At 61.7% G+C, this 16,239-nt stretch carries 14 protein-coding genes; 8 read left to right on the forward strand and 6 right to left on the reverse strand.

The window, feature by feature from the left end:
• Nucleotides 1–134: 134 nt before the first annotated feature.
• Nucleotides 135–1,238, forward strand: a complete 1,104-nt coding sequence (locus EN879_RS05555) for an FAD-dependent oxidoreductase (protein WP_063167788.1) — start codon at nucleotides 135–137, stop codon at nucleotides 1,236–1,238.
• Nucleotides 1,239–1,263: 25 nt separating this feature from the next.
• Here the strand turns inward: EN879_RS05555 and EN879_RS05560 are convergent, their stop codons facing one another.
• Both EN879_RS05560 and EN879_RS05565 read right to left on the reverse strand, forming a co-directional pair.
• The gene (locus EN879_RS05560; RefSeq protein ID WP_063167789.1) at nucleotides 1,264–2,643 is read right to left on the reverse strand and encodes a pyridoxal-dependent decarboxylase; all 1,380 of its coding nucleotides are present in this window, start codon (nucleotides 2,641–2,643) and stop codon (nucleotides 1,264–1,266) included.
• A gap of 49 nt (nucleotides 2,644–2,692) precedes the next feature.
• Nucleotides 2,693–3,283, reverse strand: a complete 591-nt coding sequence (locus tag EN879_RS05565; protein ID WP_063167790.1) for a hypothetical protein — start codon at nucleotides 3,281–3,283, stop codon at nucleotides 2,693–2,695.
• Nucleotides 3,284–3,621: 338 nt separating this feature from the next.
• Between EN879_RS05565 and clpP the strand changes: the two genes are divergently transcribed.
• From clpP to EN879_RS05585, 4 genes are all read left to right on the forward strand, one after another.
• A complete protein-coding gene (gene clpP / locus EN879_RS05570) occupies nucleotides 3,622–4,251 on the forward strand; it encodes an ATP-dependent Clp endopeptidase proteolytic subunit ClpP (RefSeq protein ID WP_013532191.1) in 630 nt (209 codons plus the stop codon).
• A gap of 297 nt (nucleotides 4,252–4,548) precedes the next feature.
• Nucleotides 4,549–5,823 carry an ATP-dependent Clp protease ATP-binding subunit ClpX gene (gene clpX / locus EN879_RS05575; protein WP_013532190.1) on the forward strand — a complete coding sequence of 425 codons (1,275 nt, stop codon included), beginning with the start codon at nucleotides 4,549–4,551 and terminating at the stop codon, nucleotides 5,821–5,823.
• Between the two features lie 306 nt (nucleotides 5,824–6,129).
• A complete protein-coding gene (lon, locus tag EN879_RS05580) occupies nucleotides 6,130–8,541 on the forward strand; it encodes an endopeptidase La (protein ID WP_013532189.1) in 2,412 nt (803 codons plus the stop codon).
• Nucleotides 8,542–8,839: 298 nt separating this feature from the next.
• Nucleotides 8,840–9,112, forward strand: a complete 273-nt coding sequence (locus EN879_RS05585) for an HU family DNA-binding protein (protein WP_006201846.1) — start codon at nucleotides 8,840–8,842, stop codon at nucleotides 9,110–9,112.
• A 144-nt stretch (nucleotides 9,113–9,256) separates the two neighbouring features.
• Here EN879_RS05585 and EN879_RS05590 read toward each other — a convergent pair whose 3' ends face one another.
• Nucleotides 9,257–10,279, reverse strand: a complete 1,023-nt coding sequence (locus EN879_RS05590) for an aldo/keto reductase (RefSeq protein WP_063167791.1) — start codon at nucleotides 10,277–10,279, stop codon at nucleotides 9,257–9,259.
• A gap of 178 nt (nucleotides 10,280–10,457) precedes the next feature.
• Between EN879_RS05590 and EN879_RS05595 the strand changes: the two genes are divergently transcribed.
• The gene (locus EN879_RS05595; RefSeq protein WP_027162393.1) at nucleotides 10,458–11,024 is read left to right on the forward strand and encodes an SIS domain-containing protein; all 567 of its coding nucleotides are present in this window, start codon (nucleotides 10,458–10,460) and stop codon (nucleotides 11,022–11,024) included.
• A 3-nt stretch (nucleotides 11,025–11,027) separates the two neighbouring features.
• A complete protein-coding gene (locus EN879_RS05600; RefSeq protein WP_063167792.1) occupies nucleotides 11,028–11,771 on the forward strand; it encodes a creatininase family protein in 744 nt (247 codons plus the stop codon).
• A gap of 50 nt (nucleotides 11,772–11,821) precedes the next feature.
• Here the strand turns inward: EN879_RS05600 and EN879_RS05605 are convergent, their stop codons facing one another.
• From EN879_RS05605 to EN879_RS05615, 3 genes are all read right to left on the reverse strand, one after another.
• On the reverse strand, nucleotides 11,822–12,739 hold the full coding sequence (locus tag EN879_RS05605) for a carbohydrate ABC transporter permease (protein WP_013532185.1): 918 nt from the start codon (nucleotides 12,737–12,739) through the stop codon (nucleotides 11,822–11,824).
• 26 nt (nucleotides 12,740–12,765) lie between these two features.
• Entirely contained in the window at nucleotides 12,766–13,887 is a 1,122-nt protein-coding gene (locus EN879_RS05610) for a sugar ABC transporter permease (protein WP_024504588.1), read from the reverse strand.
• Between the two features lie 88 nt (nucleotides 13,888–13,975).
• Entirely contained in the window at nucleotides 13,976–15,640 is a 1,665-nt protein-coding gene (locus EN879_RS05615) for a sugar ABC transporter substrate-binding protein (protein ID WP_127273976.1), read from the reverse strand.
• A 289-nt stretch (nucleotides 15,641–15,929) separates the two neighbouring features.
• On the opposite strand from EN879_RS05615, the gene EN879_RS05620 reads away from it, so the two are divergent.
• The coding region (locus EN879_RS05620; protein WP_127273977.1) for an ATP-binding cassette domain-containing protein at nucleotides 15,930–16,239 on the forward strand (310 nt) is incomplete at its 3' end.

The raw sequence follows: 16,239 nt of genomic DNA on the forward strand, positions 1-16,239 counted from the left end.
AGACAGGGGCAGGTGGCGTCAATTTGCTCATGCCAGACCAATAGCGCGGCTTGCCAGCCTGGTTCCAGACCGTATGTTGGCGCCCGCAATCCAATACGTTGAGCCAGCCGACCGGCTGCGGAAAGTCTGATTTGATGAAGGTGATCGTTGTCGGTGCGGGTATTGCCGGCCTCTCGACCGCGTGGTCGCTGGTCAAGGCGGGTCACAGCGTTTCGATCGTCGAGCAGGGGCCGATCCCAAACCCGTTGGCCGCCTCGGGCGACCACCACCGCATCATCCGCCGCGCTTACCGCGCGGGGACCGGCTACGGCCGGCTGATCACCGAAGCCTACCAGGCCTGGGACGAGATGTGGGCCGACCTCGGCGAAAACCATCTCGATCCCAGAGGATTTGTCTGCATTTCGCGCGAGCCCGGCGACGAGGCCGAGGAATATCGCGAGGGCCTGGAAGAAGGCAATTTTCCGTTCGAACTGCTGGAGCCCGATGCAGCCGTGAAACGCTGGCCGTTTCTGGAAGCCGGGTCGTTTCGCTACGCCTATTTCTCGACCGAAGGCGGCGCCCTGCATTGCCGCAAGATCGCGTCCGGCCTGGCAAAGTGGCTGCGCGCCAACGGCGCCAATGTCTACGAAAACAGCAAGGTCGTCGAGGTCGACGCCGAAGCCGGCCACATCGTGCTCGAAAGCGGCGAGACGATGCAGGCCGACCGCATCGTCGTCGCCGCAGGCGCCTGGGTGCTAAAACTGTTTCCGGAACTGGACGGAGAATTGAAGACCTATCGAACCGCACTTGCCTATGTCGAACCGCCGGCCGACCTCAAGGCGGCCTGGCAGGCGGCACCGGTCGTGCTCGATGTCGGCGGCGCGATCGACGGCTATGTGATCCCGCCCTCCGGCGGCGCCGGCATGAAATTCGGTTCCGGGCTGCACAGGGTGCCGACCAGCGACGCCGACTGGAACCGTCAGCCGGTGGCGGGCGAGGGCGAGGCGATCCGCAACCTGTTTTCGCCGCCGATCGCCCGCATCGCGGAGTATCGCGTGACCGAGGTCGTCACCTGCGCCTACACTTTCACATCAGACGAAAAATTCATGGCGCATGGAAAGGGCAAATGCCTTGTTGTCTCGGCATGCTCCGGCCACGGCTACAAGTTCGGCGCGGCGGTCGGCAGGCGCGTTGCCGCTGCTGTCGGCGATGGGGATATCGCCGGTCTGAAGGCATGGCTGCGGGCGGAGGTCGCCTGAAACACGAGGCCAAATCCGCAGCGGTTCAATGATTGAGTTCGTCTGCGGCGGCAATGACTTCGGACACAATCGCCCGAACGTCATCCAAGGTCGTCCTGTGATTGACGAAACACGCCCGCAGCGCGAATTGACCGTTGATCGTTGCATTCGACAGATACACGCGGCCGCGCGCGATCACACGGCGCAGGATCGCTTCATTGTCCTTAGAGCGGTGACGGAAACAGACCGCGCTTAGCGATACCGGCGCAAGCTGCTCAAGCTCCGGCTGTGAAGCGATTGCCTGTGCCAGCATCTGGGCATGGTAGAGATCGCGCGCGATGGCTTCGCGATAGGCACGGCGCCCGTGATACTGCAGCGACATCCAGAGCTTCAGCGCACGGAAGCGCCGAGACAGTTCGATCGACTCTTCAAAGAATGCAAATGCTTCCGTTGGGTCTTCGCTCAATATCCTGACGTAGTCGTCGCTGTGCGAGAAAGTCGTGCGCGCAATGTCTGGGTGGCGATTGAGCAGGCAGCCGCAATCGAGTGGCTGATAGAGCCATTTGTGCGCATCGAGCGACAGCGAATCCGCCAAAGACAGTCCCTGGAACTTTTCCGGGACGGCCAGCGCCGCCAGTCCCCCATAGGCCCCATCGACATGCATCCACAACGCTTCCCTACGGGCAATGTCTGCGATTTCGGGAAGGGGATCGATCGCACCGGAGATGATGGTGCCGACCGTGGCCACGATGGCGATGGGCATGTTGCCGATGGCGCGGTCGGCGGCAATAGCCGCCTGGAGGGCATCCGTCCGCATCCTGAATTTGTCGTCGACAGGGATCAAACGGAGATTTTTTCTACCGATCCCCAACAGCGCGACGGCCTTGGGAATGGACATGTGCACTTGCTCGGAAGCATAGATCACGCACGGTCGCACGCCTGTTTCGTTGGCTGGCAGCTTCGCTTCCCGCGCCATCGCCAGGGCCATGAGGTTCGCCGTCGAGCCGCCGCCGCACAGGCTGCCTGTAAATCCGGGGCAACCGACAGCCTCCGCCAACCATTCGACGACGGCGCGTTCGATCGATGTCGCAGCCGGTGCCGAGCGCCACGACGTCACATTCTGATTGAGCACCGCAGCCAGCAATTCCCCCAGCGCGCCGATCGGTTCGCCGGAGCCGACGACATAACCGAAGAACCTGCCGGTTGAAGGCCGCACATGCTCCGCTATCGACTTGAAATCCTGCAAGACTTCCCGACCACGACCGCTCTCCTGCCAAGGCCGCGAGAAGAGTTCCGTCGTCTGTTTGCCGCTGGTCGTGGGATACGTCCGACGTTCCTCGAGGGAGGCCCAATAAGCTTTGGCAAGCGCCAAGGCTTCTTCGGCAAGGTCTGACAATTCCTGATTGGAAATTTCCAGGTCGCGCATGCCCTCAGCCCAACGGAGATCCGCTGCGACGCAGGTTACGCCATGCGCGCTAATCCTGGCAATGCCTGGGAATATGCACCCGCCGCCAACTGGATGAGCCTTCCCGGACCAACACACGACGCGCGACGGTCTGGTAGGAGGCGGGGACATCGATGACGCGCCTTTGTTCCGGCCGCACCAGCACCTCCTCGGCGATGCTGTCATATTGTGCGGGAATGACGACGCGCCGCGTGCGTTCGGGCTGGATCACGATGGTCTCTGCGACGCGTTCGTAGCGCGCCTTGTGCCATACCTTGCACAGCACCTTGCGGCCATGGATGACGCGCCATTCCCAGGAATAGCCGCCGCCATCGACCCGGACCGTACGGTAGACGGTGCGGGTGACGGCCGGTACGATCTGGTAGGTCACTTGCGCCGGAACGGTCATCACGACGCGCTCGCGCGTGCCAAAGATAGGGGCGATATAGTCGACCTGCTGACCGGGCGGACTGATCATCACGTCTTCATAGACCGTGTCATAGACGGCCGGACTGCGGACGGGTTCATAGCATTCGACGGCGCGGCCGCCGGCCGCCGTCTGCGAAATCGTGCCGAGCACGGTCAGGCCGGCAATGGTGAAGCATGCGGTTTTCCCGGGCATGGCACTCCCCCTGTTGAACTCTATGCATAAGTTCAACGTTGAATTGTAGAGGAAGCCGTCTCGGAAAAAAGCGGTTTCGGCGCATTTCGTTAAGTGACGCGGTTAAGAAACTGCTACGTTGCGGGGCCGGCGATGCGGCTCCGGACCCGCGGAAGCATCCGCCGCCGCGAATCCTTGGTCAGAAAGCTTGATTCGACTTACCCAGATGGCTAGGAGGGGTCGGCCTTGCACAAGGACGAGCCGGCATCCTATTTACGGAATACCGATCCAGAACCGATTCTGCCCGATCTGCCGGCATTCCCGGCGCCGGAATCCCACCGCGAGATAAGAGATACCTGATGAAGAACCCCGTCGAAACCTACATGAACCTCGTTCCGATGGTGGTCGAACAGACCAATCGCGGCGAGCGGGCCTACGACATTTTCTCGCGCCTCCTCAAGGAGCGCATCATTTTCATCACCGGTCCGGTCGAGGACGGCATGGCGACGCTGGTCTGCGCGCAGCTTTTGTTCCTCGAAGCTGAGAATCCGAAGAAGGAAATCAACCTCTACATCAATTCGCCGGGCGGCGTCGTCACCTCGGGCATGGCGATCTACGACACCATGCAGTTCATCAAGCCGGCCGTGTCGACGCTCTGCATCGGCCAGGCGGCTTCGATGGGTTCGCTGCTCCTGACTGCCGGTCACAAGGACATGCGCTTTGCCACGCCGAACGCCCGCATCATGGTTCACCAGCCTTCCGGCGGCTTTCAGGGCCAGGCGTCCGACATCGAGCGCCATGCCCTGGATATCATCAAGCTGAAGCGTCGCCTCAACGAGGTCTACGTCAAGCACACCGGCAAGAGCTATGAAGAGATCGAGAAAACGCTCGACCGCGATCATTTCATGACCGCCGACGAAGCCAAGGATTTCGGCCTCATCGACAAGGTCATTTCGTCGCGCGAGGCGGCCGAAGGGGCGCTGGCATAAAGGCAAGTTGGCAGTTGGATGGCACCATCACGCGCTTTTGGCGCGTCTTGCGGCATTTCGGCCACAATTGGCTGTTCCCTCGGGGGACAGGATTGCCTACGTTAAGGCTATGTTGAGTTTCGGCGGCTTAGCTTTATGCGGGGTTGTCGCGAATCATTGCCACGTTTTCTGATTTGTGTTTCGTACGGAATGCGTTGCGGGAGCCGGGACACACTGGCGGCGGCGGATTCCCGCGATAGATAGAGTATGCGCCCTTTCAGCCAGACCATCGGCGGGCGGCCATGAAAGGACATGAAAATGAGCAAGGTCGGCAACAACAGCGGCGATTCCAAGAACACGCTTTACTGCTCGTTTTGCGGCAAAAGCCAGCACGAAGTGCGCAAGCTGATCGCCGGTCCGACGGTCTTCATCTGCGACGAGTGCGTCGAGCTCTGCATGGACATCATCCGTGAAGAGAACAAGACCTCGATGGTGAAGTCGCGCGAAGGCGTGCCGACACCGCAGGAGATCCTCAAGGTTCTCGACGACTATGTCATCGGTCAGCCCTACGCCAAGCGCGTGCTGTCGGTGGCGGTCCACAATCACTACAAGCGCCTCGCGCATGCCGGCAAGAACAACGATGTCGAACTGGCGAAGTCCAACATCCTTTTGATCGGCCCGACCGGTTGCGGCAAGACGCTGCTCGCGCAGACGCTGGCCCGCATCATCGACGTGCCGTTCACCATGGCTGACGCGACGACGCTGACCGAAGCCGGCTATGTCGGCGAGGACGTCGAAAACATCATCCTGAAGCTGTTGCAGTCGGCCGACTACAATGTCGAGCGCGCCCAGCGCGGCATCGTCTACATCGACGAAATCGACAAGATTTCGCGCAAGTCGGACAATCCCTCGATCACCCGCGACGTGTCGGGCGAGGGTGTGCAGCAGGCGCTCTTGAAGATCATGGAAGGCACCGTCGCCTCCGTGCCGCCACAGGGCGGCAGGAAGCACCCGCAGCAGGAATTCCTGCAGGTCGATACAGCCAACATCCTGTTCATCTGCGGCGGCGCCTTCGCCGGGCTGGACAAGATCATCTCGGATCGCGGCCGCAAGACGTCGATCGGCTTCGGCGCGGTCGTCGCTTCGCCGGAGGATCGCCGCACTGGCGATGTTTTCCGCCTGGTCGAGCCCGAGGACCTGTTGAAGTTCGGTCTTATCCCTGAGTTTGTCGGCCGTCTGCCGGTCCTGGCGACGCTGGAAGATCTCGACGAACCGGCGCTGATCCAGATCCTGACCGAGCCGAAGAACGCGCTGGTCAAGCAGTATCAGCGGCTGTTCGAGATGGAAAATGTCGACCTGACCTTCCATGAGAACGCTCTTTCGGCGATCGCCAAGCGCGCTATTGAGCGCAAGACCGGCGCGCGCGGCCTGCGTTCGATCATGGAGGCGATCCTGCTCGACACGATGTTCGAGCTTCCCGCACTCGAAGGCGTGCGCGAAGTGGTGATTTCGGAGGAGGTGGTGACCGGCAGTGCCCGGCCGCTCTACATCTACTCCGAGCAGAAGGAAAAGAAGGGCAATGTCAGCGCCTGACATGAGCCCGCAGCGAAATTCTGAAACGGCGCCGCAAGGCGCCGTTTTGCTGTCGCACAGCGGTTTTGCGCGGCGTACGGGCTGGCGTCGCAAATGTGTCACTCGCGGACGGGTTGGGAGTGCGGATTTGGACACGCCCCTTGATCTTTGGGGGTCGTGCATCCAACTAACTGGAGAAGGCCGAGGTGCCCGATTTCTGTGCTGTAAAACTCCCGTCACAAACGGTGGTAGGCGGAACGATCCCCGGTCGTTAATATAAGATTCGCGGTTGGCTCAATTAGCGGCCGCGACATGAAAGGTTGGACAATGGCCAAAGTATCCAAGGCACCCAGCGACGGCGTCTTCGCAGTTCTCCCACTGCGCGACATCGTGGTGTTCCCGCACATGATCGTTCCGCTCTTCGTCGGGCGTGAGAAGTCGATCAAGGCGCTGGAAGAGGTGATGGGTCAGGAAAAGCAGATCCTGCTTGCCACCCAGATGAATGCCGCTGATGACGATCCCGAGCCCGATGCCATTTTCGACATCGGCACGCTCGCCAATGTGCTGCAATTGCTCAAGCTGCCCGACGGCACCGTCAAGGTTCTGGTCGAGGGCGCCTCGCGTGCGAAAATCGTCTCGTTCACCGACCGTCCCGATTTCCACGAGGCCCGCGCCGCGGCGCTGGTCGAGCCGGAAGAGGAAGAGGTCGAGGTTGAGGCGCTGGCGCGTTCGGTCGTCACCGATTTCGAGAATTACGTCAAGCTGAACAAGAAGATCTCGCCCGAAGTGGTGGGTGCTGCCAGCCAGATCGACGACTACTCCAAGCTCGCCGACACGGTTGCCTCGCATCTCGCCATCAAGATCCCCGAGAAGCAGGAGATGCTGGCCACGCTTTCGGTCAAGGAGCGGCTGGAAAAGGCGATGGGCTTCATGGAAGCCGAAATCTCCGTCCTGCAGGTGGAGAAGCGCATCCGCTCGCGTGTCAAGCGCCAGATGGAGAAGACGCAGCGCGAGTACTACCTGAACGAGCAGATGAAGGCGATCCAGAAGGAACTCGGCGAAGGCGAGGACGGCCGCGACGAGGCCGCCGAGATAGAGGCGCGCATCAAGAAGACCAAGCTCTCCAAGGAGGCCCGCGAAAAGGCGGAAGCCGAGTTGAAGAAGCTCCGGACGATGTCGCCGATGTCGGCTGAATCGACGGTCGTGCGCAACTATCTCGACTGGATCCTGTCTATCCCGTGGGGCAAGAACTCCAAGGTCAAGCAGGACCTGGCTTTCGCGCAGAACGTGCTCGATACCGACCATTTCGGCCTCGACAAGGTCAAGGAGCGCATCGTCGAGTATCTCGCCGTGCAAAGCCGCCAGAAGAAGCTGAAGGGGCCGATCCTGTGCCTCGTCGGCCCTCCCGGTGTCGGCAAGACCTCGCTCGGCAAGTCGATCGCCAAGGCGACTGGACGCGAGTTCATCCGCATGGCGCTGGGCGGCGTGCGTGACGAGGCCGAGATCCGTGGCCACCGGCGCACCTATATCGGCTCGATGCCCGGCAAGGTCATCCAGTCGATGAAGAAGGCCAAGAAGTCCAACCCGCTCTTCCTGCTCGACGAGATCGACAAGATGGGCCAGGACTTCCGTGGCGATCCGTCATCGGCGTTGCTCGAGGTCCTCGATCCGGAACAGAACTCGACGTTCATGGACCACTACCTCGAGGTCGAATACGATCTGTCGAGCGTCATGTTCGTGACGACGGCGAACACGCTGAACATCCCGGCGCCCTTGATGGACCGCATGGAGATCATCCGTATCGCCGGCTACACCGAGGACGAGAAGATCGAGATCGCCAAGCGGCACCTGATGCCTAAGGTGATCCGCGATCACGCGCTGCAGCCGAAGGAGTTTTCCGTCGGTGAGGACGCGATCCGCGCCATCGTCCAGACCTACACCCGTGAAGCGGGCGTCAGAAGCCTGGAGCGCGAGCTGATGAAGCTCGGGCGCAAGGCGGTGACCGAGATCCTGAAGACGAAGAAGAAGACGGTGAACATCACGGCGGCGAACCTCGCCGATTACCTCGGTGTTGAACGCTTCCGCTTCGGTCAGGTCGAGGCTGACGATCAGGTCGGTGTCGTTACCGGACTCGCCTGGACGGAAGTCGGCGGCGAGCTGCTGACGGTCGAAGGCGTCATGATGCCCGGCAAGGGCCGCATGACGGTGACCGGCAATTTGCGCGACGTGATGAAGGAATCGATTTCGGCGGCGGCCTCCTATGTCCGCTCGCGCGCCGTCGATTTCGGCATCGAGCCGCCGCTGTTCGACAAGCGCGACATCCACGTGCACTTGCCGGAAGGCGCCACGCCGAAGGACGGCCCGTCTGCAGGTGCTGCCATGGCGACAGCCATTGTATCGGTACTGACGGGTATTCCGGTCCGGGCGGATGTGGCGATGACCGGCGAGATAACGCTTCGCGGCCGCATCCTGCCGATCGGCGGGCTCAAGGAGAAGCTGCTCGCCGCACTGCGCGGCGGCATCAAGAAGGTGCTGATCCCGGAAGACAATGCCAAGGACCTGGCGGAGATTCCGGACAATGTGAAGAACGGCATGGAGATCATTCCGGTCTCACGTGTCGGCGAGGTGTTGCGCCACGCGCTGGTGCGTATGCCGGAGCCGATCGAATGGGTCGAGCCGGTCAATCCGCCGGCTGCGACAGACAGTGCCGACGACGCTGGAAAGTCCCTGGCGCATTAGAGCGCCGGGCGTCCATCTGGACGCACAAAGGACGCTCTAACGCCCAGACTTGCGCATGGCCCTTGCCGCAAACCGGCTACGGTTTTCGGGGCCATGCGTTGGTTTTCGTCGAGGTTGCAGCGCACAAACGGAGAGCCGGGCCTGACGCCCGGCTTTTTCATGTGAAAAACCCCGGAATTCCGGGCTTTTTCCGCTTTTTTCCTGCCTTTTCGACTTGGTTGCGGGAGCGCTTCTTTCTAAAGTCCGTTTCCTGCCGGATGAGTCGATAGTTCCGGTGTTCTCATGGAAGGGAATTTTTATGAACAAGAACGAACTGGTGTCCGCTGTCGCCGACGCCGCGAGCATTTCGAAGGGTGACGCGCAGTCGGCGGTCGATGCGGTATTTTCCGTGATCACCGGCGAACTGAAGAAGGGCGGCGATGTCCGGCTTGTCGGCTTTGGCAATTTCACCGTGTCAAAGCGTGCCGCCTCGACCGGCCGCAATCCTCAGACCGGCGCCGAAGTGAAGATCCCGGCGCGTACCGTGCCGAAGTTCTCGGCCGGCAAAGGCCTCAAGGACGCAGTCAACTAAGCGTTTTTTCTTTTCAGAGACCTCAGAAAAGCCGGGCTTGCCCGGCTTTTCATTTTGGTGCCCTACGCCGGTTCATGCGACCAGAAAAGCCGGGCTTGCCCGGCTTTTCATTTTGGTGCCCGACGCTGACGCGACGCGGCCGGCTTATGCGGTCGGCGCATCAGTGCGCATAAGACCTTCCTCCTTGAGATCCGCCCAAAGTGCTGCGGGCAGTTTCGCATCGAGCAGCGAGCGATTGCTCTCGACTTCGCTCGGCCGTTGGCCACCGGGGATCACCGAAACGACTGAAGGATGCAGCAGCGGGAATTGCAGGGCGGCCTCGATCAGCCTGACACCATGACGCTTGCAGACGTTCTCGATCCCGGCGACCCGGTCGAGTATGTCCTTCGGCGCTTCGGAGTAGTTGTAGTAGGCTCCGGGCTTCGGCCCTGTTGCGAGGATGCCGGAGTTGTAGGGTCCGCCGAGAACGATGCCGATGCCGCGTGCCTGGCAGAGCGGCAGGAAGGACGTCAGCGCCTCCTGTTCCAAGAGCGTATAGCGCCCGGCCAGCAGGAACAGATCGAAGTCGCCGCGCTCAGCCAGCGTCTGCGCGACCTGCCACTCATTGATGCCGCCGCCGAACGCCTTGATCACGCCCTGGTCGCGCAGCGACAGCAGGCCGTAATAGCCCGAGCGCATGAACTCCTCGATGCGCCGGTCGGAGGCTTCCTTGCTGCCATGCGTGAAGATGTCGACATCGTGCACGAAGAGGATGTCGATCCGGTCGACGCCGAGGCGCTCAAGCGAGGCTTCGAACGAGCGCATGACACCGTCATAGCTGTAGTCGTACACCTCGCGGCGTGATGGCGTGTCGAAGAACTTGCCGATGCCGGTGCGCTCTTCGGGCGGGCAGGCACGCATGATGCGGCCGACCTTGCTCGACAGCACATAGTCGTCGCGCTTCTTGCCGCGCAGGAACGGGTTGAGCCGCGTTTCCGAGAGGCCGAGCCCATAGAGCGGCGCGGTGTCGTAGTAGCGGCAGCCGGTCGCCCAGGCGGCCTCCAGCGTAGCGTTGGCGTCCTCGTCGGAGACGGCACGGTAGAGATTGCCGAGCGGCGCCGCGCCGAAGCCGAGCTCGGTGAAACTGATGCCGCCATTGCCGATGCGGTCGAAATGCCGTGTCTTCATATCCTGCTGTTTGCCTCGCCTGATTTGTCTGACATGACACTATCACGCCTGTGATCAGGCAAAAGCATAGCTGCGCGTTGGACACGCATTTTCGCGGTTGCTAGCATGAACGAAATCAAGCTGTTCGTGGCAGCAAGAGCGGCAAATACCAGGGTGATTTTTCAATGGCGGGTTTGCGGTGAGCGACAAGAGCAAAAGCCTGTTCGAGACCTCACTTGAGGAGCTGGGTGGCGTGCTGGCACGCATCGACGAAAGCCGGATCGACGCCGCCTGCAAAACGCTAGCCGGCGCGCGACAGATCGTCGTCTATGGCTGCGGCCGCGAGGCCTTGCAGGTCAAGGGTTTTGCCATGCGGCTCTACCATTTGGGCCTGCCGGTTTCCGTGGTCGGCGACATGAACACGCCGCCGCTGGGGCAGGGCGATGTCTTCCTGGTCAGTTCCGGGCCGGGAGAAACCTCGACCGTGCTGACCCTGATGCAGGTCGCGCGCCAAGCAGGTGCAACCAATCTCCTGCTGACCGCCCAGGCCGAAGGCAGCGCGGCAAGGCTTGCCGACTTCACGCTGCTCATTCCCGCGCAGACCATGGCCAACGATCAGGGGGCGCAAAAAACATCGGTCCTGCCGATGGGCTCGGTGTTCGAAGGCGCGCTGTTCCTGCTGTTTGAGGTGATGGTGCTGAAGCTTAGGGAATTGACCGGCGTGTCGCCCGAAGCCATGCGCGCCCGCCACACCAACATGGAATAGATCATGCGCTATGAACTGATGCTGCCACACCAGATCCGCAGGGCGATCGCCGAGAATTGGCCGGTCGCTCTGCCGCTCGGCGTGCTGGAATACCATGGCGAGCATATGGCCGTCGGCATGGACACGCTGGCCGTCATCAAGACGCTGGAGCTGTTCGAAAAGGAGAAGGACGTCGTCATCCTGCCGCCCTTCTACTACGGTGCGGCAAGCTATGCGGTGGCGCCGCCGGAAGGCAGCGGCTCGGTGCAGGTCGGCGGCAATGCGCTGGCGCCGTTCGGCGAGGAGCTGTTCTACAGCCTGTTGCGCATCGGCTTCCGCAACATCCACGCCATTATCCACCACCAGACCGAGAACTTTGTCGCCGGCATGCCGACCGATCTGGCGTTCAAGGCCGCCGGCCGCCAGGCGATCTTCCGCTTCCTCGAAAAGGAGCGCGGCGAGGGCTGGTGGGGGTCGCAGGCGATGGCGGACTATTATTCAGGACACGCGGCGGGTGAAAATTTCTTCAACTGGGTGCAGGTGCATCCGCTGATGTCGGCTGACATGAACGGCAAGTACCCGTTCGACCATGCCGGCATTGGCGAGACCTCGCTGATGCTGGCGCTATGCCCGGAGGCTGTCGATGCCAATCACTTCGCCGACAATACCGGCTGGTACACGGCGAGCGCCAAGGATGCTTCGGCAGAGCTCGGGCAGAAGGGCGTCGCCATGATCATGGACCACCTGCGGGCAATATTGGGACGCTAGCGCGCGGCTTCCCTTCTCCCACAAGGGGGAGAAGGTAAGAGGGCGCCATGCTACTTCACCGCGCCCGCGGTCATGCCCATGATCAGATAGCGCTCCAACGCGATGCCAATGACGGCGAGCGGCGCGATGGCCGCCGTCGCTAGTGCCGCCATCGACCACCAGTTGATGCCTTGCGAGCCGGTCTGGCTCGCCACCATGACCGGGATCGTCTTGGCGTCGGTCGAGGTCAAAAGGGCGGCGAAGAAATACTCGTTCCAGCACAGCACCATCGCCAGGATGAAGGCGGCGACCATGCCCGGCAGCGCGATCGGCATGACGATGCGGAAGAACGCGCCCCAGATCGACAGCCCGTCGACAAGGGCGGCTTCCTCGAGCTCGACCGGGATCGAGTTGAACTGGTCGCGCATGATCCAGATGACGATCGGCAGCACCATCAGCGTGTAGAGCAGGATCAGCCCGATGCGCGTGTCGAGCAGGCCGACCTCGCGGTAGAGCACCAGGAAGGGCAGCGCCAGCACCACCGGCGGCAGGATCAGCTGCGACAGGAAGAAGAACGAGATGTCCTCGTTCTTGAACCAGGCGAAATGGTAGCGATAGCGGGTGAGCCCGTAGGCGGCGAGGCTGCCGATGATGATGGCGAGGCTCGACGCGCCGACCGAGGTGATCACCGAATTCATGAAGCGCTTGAGGAACTCCTCGCGCACGGTCGAGGTCTGGAAGATCGAGTCCGGCGACAGGCCGAGCGAACGCCAGCCCTTCCAGTCCGGCTGGAAGTCGACGAAGGGGATGAGATGGCCTTGCGTGACGTCGACTGCGGTTTTGAACGAGGTCGTGATCGTCCAATAGATCGGGAACAGGCAGATGAACGCCCAGAAGGCCAGCGCGCCATAGATGAAGACGCGGCTGGCGAGGAAGCTCGCCGGCGAGCGGATCTCCGAGGCGACATATTCGGTGGTCTGAACGCTCATCGGGCTCAATTCACCCCCATCTTGCTTTAATTGACATTGCGGACAAAACGGTTGGCAAATTTCAACAACCACGTGACGAACACGACGATGATCACCAGATAGGCCATCGCCAGCATGGTTCCGTAGCCGACATTCGAGCGGTCGCGGTATTCGCGGTAGATGAAGCTCGACACGGAATCGGTGGCGCCGCCGGGGCCGCCGGACGTCACGGTGATGATGATGTCGGCAAGCTTCAGCTTGAAGATGATGCGCAGGACCACCGCCGTCACCGACACCGGCAGCATCAGCGGGAAGGTGACCTGCCAGAAGGTCTGCCACGCATTGGCGCCGTCGACGCGTGCGGCTTCGAGCACCTCGCGCGACATCGCCTGCAGCCCGGCCAGCAGCATGATCATCATGAACGGAATGAAGGTCCAGGCATCCAGTATCATGATCGATATGCGCGCGATGATCGGATCGGAGAAGAAGGCCGGATTTTCCCAGCCGAGATGGCGCGCCAGCGTTGCGGCCGGTCCGAACCTGTATTCCATCAGCGATTTTCCGATCATCCACGACACCGCGACCGGCGACAGCATCAGCGGCATCAGGAAGACGACGCGGAAGAATTTTCGCGCCCGGATCTGGGCGTTGAGGAGCAGCGCCAAGCCGAAGGCAATGACATATTCGACCGCCACCGCCAGCACGTAGAGCACCATGTTGAACAGCGCGTTGCGGTAGTAGGGATCGCCCAGCATCTGCCAGAAATTGTCGAGCCCGTTGAACCGGCGGCCGCTGAAGGAACTGAGGTTCCAGTCGGTGAGTGCGATGTAGAAACCGAACAGCGTCGGGAAGATGACCATGGCGATGGTGAACAGCAGCGCCGGCAGCAGAAACAGGGCACGCTGGCCGTCTTCGCCGCGCGTCAGCACCTGGCCGACACCGATCGCCACGCCCCACAGCACATAGGCATAGACGACGGGGCGCCAGGTCTCGAAGCCGATCGTATCGGGGCTGCCCTTGTAGAGGATCTCCAGCACGATCGTCGCCAGCAGGCCAAGCGTCGCAACGGCCATCAGCGCCCAGCCAAGGCGTTTACGGCCTGGAGAGATCAGATCGGAAGTGCCGGCATCTGCCGGCCACGGGTTCGCGGTCGATGTCTGGTCAGCCACAAATCTCGCCCGTTTGAAGGCTCTCGAGGAGCCGGAGCCTGTCTAAAGTGGTCCGGCGTTGCCGCCGGACCACGGTTCATAGGCCAGCCTACATGCCGAGCGAAGCTTTGTAGAGCTTGATCTGGTTGTCGCGCCCGATCTGGTCGGTCAGCTTCTCCCATGCCGCCGCGATGGCGTCGGCGCCTTCCTGCGCCTTCATCTTGCCCGCGAAAGTGTTGGCCAGGATGTCCTCGGCGGCGCTGTAGTACTGGAAGATGCCGGGGATGCGTGGCTCGATCGCCGCGTTCGGATGGTTGTAGCTGTCGGATTCCGATTTGAGGTAGGAGGTGATGAAGGCCTCGTCGTAGCCGGCCGCCACCCATTCGGGAATGTCGAAATGCGAGTTGCGGTAAGGCTGGAAGCCCGACGGATACATCGCCGTCCAGATCGACAGGTCCTTGCCGCCGAGATGGGCTGCAGCGGACCATGCCGCCTTCTTCTTCTTTTCGTCGGCATCGACGCGGGCCATGACATAGACGCCCCAGCCGAGATAGGCGCAGTTGGGCGCATAGTTCGGGCCGCTGGCGAGCTTGTCCCAGGCGCCGGTCTTCGCATTGTAGACATCGTCCGAGCCCGGCAGGATCGAGAAGCCGGTGACGTCGCCGACGACGGAAGAGTCGTTGGTCTTGACGTTGGAGCCGACGTCGCCCCACCAGGTGACCATCGAGCCGGTGCCGGCCAGGAACTGCTGGAAGGCGGTCGTGTTCGGATCGGCGTTGATCTGGTCGGCGGGTTCGGAGGGCAGCGCGTCGATGACGTCCTGGATGGCGCGCACGCAGGCCGGATTGTTGACGCGCGGCTTCATCGTGTCGGCGTCGAACAGCCAGGCCTTGTCGTCGGGGTGCTTGGCATAGGCGGTGGCGCGGCTGCCAAGGAAATAGAAGCCGAAGCCGCCCCAGGGCTTCGGCGCGTCGAGATAGCCATAGACGTCCTGGTCCTTGAGCTTCTTGCCCTTCAGGAACTTGGTCACCGCCTGAACCTGCTGCCAGGTCTTCGGCACGCCCCATTCACCTTCGCCGCCGCCGTCCTTCCAGGCCTTGGCGAGGTCGGCATCGGCGAACACGTCGGTGCGGTAGTTGAAGTTGTGCGCGTCGCCGTCGACGGTCACGCGGTATTGCTTGCCGTCCCAGGTGCCGACCGGCGGCTTCAGATAGCTGACCAGATCGTCGAAATCGATCTGGGTCTTGACCCAGTCGGGCATTTCCGACGTCAGGCCCTTGCCGCAGACATCACCTTCGAACGGCGCGCCCATTTCGATGATGTCGAAGTCGACGGTCCCGGTCGCGATCGACTGCTGCAGGCGGGCGTTGTAGTCGGCCTGCGCCAGGTCGATCCAGTTGATCTTGGCGCCGGTATAGGTCTCCCATGGCTTCAGGAAGCCGCGGAACAGCACATTGTGCAGGTTCTGGTTGTTGAGACCCATGAAGGTCAGCTCGACGCCGGCGAATTCGCCTTCCTTGACATTGGCCTTGGTGGCTTCGAGGCAGAGTTCACCGACCTTCTGGAAATCGGCGTCCGTCGGCTGGCCTTTGCCGACGCCGGGGATCTGCAGGATTTTTGTGCGCAATTCGCTTGCCGCGGAGGCCGGGCGCGTCAAGGCGCCAAGTCCGGCGCCGGATGCGGCTGCGATCGCGGCCATGCTTGCCGCACCCTTCAATATGTCGCGCCTTGTGGCGCCGGCTCGAACCAGTTTGTCGTAAAGACCCGTTCTCATCGCCTATTCCTCCCAGAACATCAGTGTGAATAAATCGGCCAACTGTCGGACGCCGGAGCGCCAACGATGCTCCCGTTTCGGAAACGAATTAGGCAGGACCCCACCCTGCGTCGATTGAAGTTCCGATTGCGGATCGGGCACCGACATTTTGACCAGCGCCTGCCACTATTCTCACAACCCAACGCCGTGTCAACGAGAGCGGGTTTTTATCTATAAGGGACCGACTTGCCCTGGCAGGTCGCGTTGGTTAGCTTCTGCGCCTACGGCTAATGGAGCCGATGGGGGAGACATGGCGCAAGTCGCGATCAGCAAGGTGGCCAAGGCCTTTGGAACGGTCAAGGTTCTGCACGAAGTCAGCGTCGATATCGCAGACGGACAGTTCGTGGTGCTGGTTGGCCCTTCGGGTTGCGGCAAGTCCACGCTGCTCAGGATGGTGGCCGGGCTGGAGACCGTCTCCGCCGGCACGATCGCCATCGGCGACCGCGTCGTCAATCATCTGCCGCCGGCCAAGCGCGACATCGCCATGGTGTTCCAGAACTATGCGCTCTATCCGCACAAGACGGTCGAGCAGAACATGGCCTTCGCGCTCAAGCTCAGGA

Origin of the sequence: Mesorhizobium sp. M7A.F.Ca.AU.002.02.1.1, assembly GCF_003998535.1 — a bacterium.
GTDB lineage: Bacteria > Pseudomonadota > Alphaproteobacteria > Rhizobiales > Rhizobiaceae > Mesorhizobium > Mesorhizobium ciceri.